Here is a 5,507-nt window from a genome sequence, read left to right as displayed (position 1 = left end):
TCAGCAGGGTGAGGAGGCTGAGAAGGTGACGTTTCTTCATCTGGGCATCCAATCGCGTTCGGGACGGTTGCGCGACGCGAGCGTCGGCAGGCACCGAAGCTTGGACGTAACGGCGCCTGCATTCGTTGCGATCCACGCGCCTACGTCGAGCTTTTTGGTGGTCGACGCGAGCTTTCCGAGCGTGGGCGACTTACCCCCTCTGCCGCAGAGTCCTTTCCAGTCGCTCCCGCACGGCGCGTACCCTGGGCTGAAGCTCCTCGTCCGCTTCGGACCACAGCTCGATGAAGCGCGCGTAGTGCCGCGCGGCCTCGTCCAACTCGCCAGCCTCGTAGAGAAGGTCCCCGAGGCGCTCGTGGGTCGGCGCCAGCGCCTGACCCAACGGGTAGGCGTACGGAAGGAACCGGTCCGAATACGGAGTTTCGACGTAGCGGGTGTGTGCGGCGATCGCCGAGTCGGGCTGGCCCGCCGCCTCGTACGCCAGCGCAAGTCCCGGGAGCGGGCAGATGTGGCAGAACGCCTCGAACGCTCTTCGGAAGTTCTCTTTCGCCTCTTCGGGCCTTCCCTCCGCCAGCGCGATCTCACCCTCCGCCCGCCACAGCTCGCTCCGTAGCCGCTTCAGGTCGGAGTCCTCGAAGTGCTCGCGCATTTCGGCGACCAGCCCACGCGCCATATCGGGACGCCCGGCCCGGGCGGTGACTTCGGCGAGTTCCAGATAGGGTCGGTCACGTGGCTGGAGATCGGCCAGGGGGTGGCGACCCAGCGCTCCCTCCAACCGTCCGACCGCTTCGGCCGGTCGCTGGCGGACGACTACGTCCATCCACGCTGCCTGCACTAGTGTCTCGTAGTACTCAGTCGTGATTCCTTCATCGACCAGGAAAGCAGTCCGGATGCGGGTCTCCTCCTCGGCCTCGGAGACGCGACCCCTGGCGGCGGCGAACTGGGCCAGTCGGAGCGCTAGCCCGGCCCGCCACCCCGGGCGCAAATCCTGCTCGAGAATCTCCCGGAAGTTCGCCTCGGCCTCGTCCAGCCTACCCTGCGCGACCAGCACCATTGCCCGAGCGCGGGCAGATTCGTTGCCCCACACCTTCACCGCGGAGTCGGCCATCGCCTCCGCCTCGTCGATGCGGCCCGCGTTGACCAGCTCCGTAATCGCGTTCCAGTAGCCCGGCCCACCCCTCTCGGGCTCCAGCGCCACGGCTTTCAGCGCCTGCTCGGCCGAGGCCTCGTGATCGCCGACCGCGGACATCAGCACGCCCAGATTGATCACCGATCCGTAGTCGTCCGGATCCTCTACCAGCAGCGCCTGGTACTCGGCCGCGGCCAGGCGGGGCTCGAAATCGACGGCCGTGTAGTACATCGAGGCCGCTTTTCGGCGCTCGGTCTCGGTGAGGCGATCCCGATGTTCGAACGCGCGCGTCAACGCATCGACCATCGCGGCGCGATCCGTAAGGTTGTTCCGATATGCGATGCCCAGGGCCCGCCACGCCATGGCGAAGGTCGAGTCGAGAGCGAGCGCTTGTTCGAGAAGCGCTACTTGCCGGGCCCCGCCGGCGTCCGCGGACCGCGAGTACAGTTTCAGAGCCTCCAGGCTGGAGGTCGTCACGCGCGCGAGCGGGGGATCCGAGCGTATGGACTTGTACGAGTCTCCCATGCGCTCGCGCAGCTTCTTGGAGAGACGGTCGATGGCCGGGATCACATCGGCGTCGTCGGCCGCCGACTCGCGCTGCGAGGTGAGCACGGCTCCATCCACGGCCGAAACGACCTGGGCCGAAAACAGGTGCCCCGAGCCGGCACGATTGATCTCACCGAAGATCACAGCGCCCGCGCCTTCGCGTACCGCGAGCTCCGTCGCGAGCTCGGTCGTCAGAAGCTCCGCAGGGTCTCGGCCCATGCGCTCCAGCGCCTCTGCGATGAGCGCCGGGTCGGCCAGGCGGATGATGTCGGACTGCGACAGGTCCACGCGCAGCGCCTCGGTCGCGGCATCGGACAGCGTCGCTTCGTCCGCCTCGAAGTCCGACAGAATCACCAGCGCCCGCTCCTCCAGCGCCCCGCTGGCGACCAGCGTCCCCATGGGTCCGATCCCCGCCGAGCGCAGCACGAGCCACGCGCCCGCGACGGCGACGAGCGCCGCGAATGCGGCCGCGCCACCTAGCAGCGCCTTCTTCCAGGTGAATAGCCGGCGGGCTCCCGGGGAGGCTGCGGAGGAGGAGCCTGGCGAGGCGGCGGCTGAAGGGCCCGGAGGCGCTTCCTCCGTCAGTGTCTGCGATGGCGCGTCCGCCTTGCCGCCCGAGCTCATCCCTTCCTGGACAAAGGCCGTCGCGAGCACGATCGGCAGCCCCACGAGCAACAGGCTCAACGCGGCCGGAGGGACCCAGTCCGGCAGGCCGAAGTTGTTGCCGATCACGTCCACCACCTGGAGCACCATCCAGGCGGCGGCGAGGTAGAGGCCCAGCACCTGCCAGAGCGACCTGCGGTGGACCTCGTTGATCACTTTCTTCACGTACCATGCTCCATCGGTCCGGTCATGACACGAAACTCCTGAGGGTGTCGCACAGACGGGGCGGGGTCGCGAGCCCGCCGGCGGCGGCCAAGGTAATGGATCGAGGGATGGCCGGCACCGGATGCGGGGCCGATCGGGACCGCGTCTCAGTTCATCGACGGATCGAACGGAATCCGGGAGACGGCGACGTAATCGGGCCCCTTCCGCTCCAGGACGCGTCGCCACAGCGAGTCGGGGTCGTCCGTGAAGATGTCGTCGGCGATGGCGGGCTCGAGGATCCAGGAGTCTTCGCCCATCTCCGCCTCGAGTTGTCCGGGGCCCCAGCCGGAGTGGCCCACGTAGATCCGGGCCCGGCGTATCCGCGGCCGGAGTTCGGCCGACACCTCGCCGGTGAGGAAGCCGACGCTGCCGAACACCTGCACGTCGAGCATGCCGGGATCGTCGACCTCGACGAGCAGCACCGCGTGGCCCGGCTCCACGGGGCCGCCCTCGAACAGCGCCTCGCCGGGGACGGTCAGGTCGGACAGGACGGGGACCGCGTCCTCCACCGTGACATCGAGCGGCCTGTTGAGGACCACGCCCACGGCTCCCTGCTCGTCGTGCGCCGCGAGTAGGATCACCGTGTGGCGGAAGTTGGGGTCGTACAGTCCGCCGCCCGAGATGAGGAGCTGTCCCTTGAGGCTGTCCACGCTGCCTGGCCCTCCGTCGCCCGCGGTAGTCCGGATCGGTTCGAATACATAACACGAAGGCTTCGGCCGCGGGGCGGGCGGCGGCGGCTTGTGACCCCGGCCGCCGGCAGCCATCATGACGTCCGTCGTCCCCGCCAAGACCCTAGATTCCCGGAGTTCCCGTGACGTCTCGACTCGCACTCCCCGTCGGCGCGGCCCTGCTGGCCCTCTCCGCCCCGACTCAAGCCCACGCGCAGTCCTCGCTACCCGACGCGGTCGAGGCCAGCATCATCGACATCGAGCCTCTCGTGATCGACTGGCGGCGCGACATCCACGCCAACCCCGAGCTGGGCAACCGCGAGACCCGCACCGCGGAGATGGTGGCCAGCCACCTGCGCTCGCTGGGGATCGAGGTCCAGACGGGGGTCGCGCACACCGGCGTGGTCGGCGTGCTGCGCGGCGGCAAGCCCGGCCCGACGGTGCTCCTGCGCGCGGACATGGACGCGCTGCCCGTTACCGAGCGGCTGGACCTCCCCTACGCGTCCAAGGTGACAACGACGTACAACGGCGAGCAGGTCGGGGTCATGCACGCGTGCGGGCACGACACCCACGTGGCGATCCTGATGGGCGCGGCGTCGGTGCTGGCGGAGATGCGCGACGACCTGCCGGGCACCGTCAAGTTCATGTTCCAGCCCTCCGAGGAAGGCCCGCCCGAGGGCGAGGACGGCGGCGCCGAAATGATGGTGCGCGAGGGGATCCTCTCCGACCCCGACGTGGACGCCGCGTTCGCGCTGCACGTCTGGTCCAAGGGCGAGGTGGGCCACGTCTTCTACACTCCGGGCGGCACCTTCGCGAGCGCCGACGCCTACCGCATCGTCGTCCGCGGCCAGCAGACGCACGGCGGCTACCCCTGGGACGGCGTCGACCCGGTCGTGATCTCCGCGCACATCATCACCGCGCTCCAGACCATCGTGAGCCGCGAGATGAAGCTCATAGACGCGGCGTCGGTGGTGACCGTGGGCAAGATCGAGGGCGGCGTCCGCTCCAACATCATCCCCGAGCAGGTCACCATGGACGGCACCATCCGCGCGCTTAACCCCGAGCACCGCGCGCAGATCCACGAGCGCGTGCGCGCGCTCGCCACGGGCATCGCGGAGAGCATGGGCGGCAGCGCCGAGGTCACCATTCCGGTGGGAATCGGCTACCCCGTCACCTACAACGACCCCGACCTCACAACCCAGATGGTGCCGGTGCTGGAGGGGCTCGCCCCGGGGCGCACCCTCCAGATCCCGGCGGTGACAGGCGCCGAGGATTTCTCGTACATCTCCGAGCGCGTGCCCGGCTTCTACATCCGCCTCGGGGGCCGGCCGGCGGACGTATCGTTCGAAGACGCCCCCGCCCACCACACGCCGGAGTTCTTCATCGACGACAGCGGGCTGGGCCTGGGGGTACGCGCGATGACCGCGATGGCGCTGGAGTACATGCGGACTCACGCGGAGCAGTAAGCTCAAAGGAGAATCGCGATGGTGTTGCTTCCAACCCCCGACGCCGAGCTCGGCTGGCAGGCCGCCGACTTCACGCTGAAGGACCCGGACGGCCTGAGCTACACGATGTCCGAGGAGATGGGCGAGAACGGGCTGCTGATCGCGTTCATCTGCAACCACTGCCCGTACGTGAAAGCGGTCGTCGATCGTCTATCGGCCGACGCCAAGGTCCTCCAGTCAGAGGGCATCGGCGTGCTGGCGGTTATGCCGAATGACTACGGCGCGTATCCCACCGACGCGCCTCCGCTGATGAAGAAGTTCGCCGAGGCGCACGACTTCTCGTTCCCGTACGTGGTCGACGAGGACCAGTCGGTGGCGAAGGCCTACGGCGCGGTGTGTACGCCCGACTTCTTCGGCCTCAACAGGGACGGCGTGCTCCAGTTCCGAGGCCGCCTGGACGACGCGCGCATGTCAGACGCGACCGACCGGACCCCCGAGCTCGTCAACGCGATGAGGCAGATCGCCAAGACCGGGGTTGGGCCGGAGGGTCAGATTCCGAGCATGGGGTGTTCGATCAAGTGGCGGTGAGCGGGACCACCGGAGACCAACCATGGCGACCATCCTGAACGTTCTGGCGGCCATCGCCGCGCTCGGCTCGGCCCTGATCGCGGGGGTCTTCTTCGCTTTTTCCAGCTTCGTGATGAAGGCGCTCGCGCGGGTGCCGCCGGAGGAGGGTCTGGGCGCGATGCAGTCGATCAACGTGGTCGTGATGAACGTGTCCTTCCTGGGAAAGTTCATCGGCACCGCCGTGCTGTCCCTGGTGGTCGGGGCCCTCGCGGTGGTGGAATGGGGGCG

Annotated in this window: 5 protein-coding genes; 3 read left to right on the top strand and 2 right to left on the bottom strand. The window is 68.5% G+C overall.

The genetic code is table 11. The features are described from left to right. Nucleotides 1–190: 190 nt before the first annotated feature. Nucleotides 191–2,500, bottom strand: a complete 2,310-nt coding sequence (locus ABFS34_15630) for a tetratricopeptide repeat protein (protein ID MEN8376859.1) — start codon at nt 2,498–2,500, stop codon at nt 191–193. Nucleotides 2,501–2,646: 146 nt separating this feature from the next. Continuing rightward, nucleotides 2,647–3,189 carry a YqgE/AlgH family protein gene (locus ABFS34_15625; GenBank protein MEN8376858.1) on the bottom strand — a complete coding sequence of 181 codons (543 nt, stop codon included), beginning with the start codon at nt 3,187–3,189 and terminating at the stop codon, nt 2,647–2,649. 161 nt (nt 3,190–3,350) lie between these two features. On the opposite strand from ABFS34_15625, the gene ABFS34_15620 reads away from it, so the two are divergent. The 3 genes from ABFS34_15620 to ABFS34_15610 form a co-directional block, all read left to right on the top strand. Continuing rightward, nucleotides 3,351–4,673, top strand: a complete 1,323-nt coding sequence (locus ABFS34_15620) for an amidohydrolase (protein MEN8376857.1) — start codon at nt 3,351–3,353, stop codon at nt 4,671–4,673. Between the two features lie 21 nt (nt 4,674–4,694). Beyond that, nucleotides 4,695–5,240 carry a thioredoxin family protein gene (locus ABFS34_15615; GenBank protein MEN8376856.1) on the top strand — a complete coding sequence of 182 codons (546 nt, stop codon included), beginning with the start codon at nt 4,695–4,697 and terminating at the stop codon, nt 5,238–5,240. Between the two features lie 22 nt (nt 5,241–5,262). Continuing rightward, nucleotides 5,263–5,507, top strand: a 245-nt coding sequence (locus tag ABFS34_15610; GenBank protein ID MEN8376855.1) for a hypothetical protein, incomplete at its 3' end; no start/stop codon positions are given.

This window comes from Gemmatimonadota bacterium, from assembly GCA_039715185.1.
Lineage (GTDB): Bacteria > Gemmatimonadota > Gemmatimonadetes > Longimicrobiales > RSA9 > DATHRK01.
This window is presented reverse-complemented; position numbering and strand designations above follow the sequence as displayed.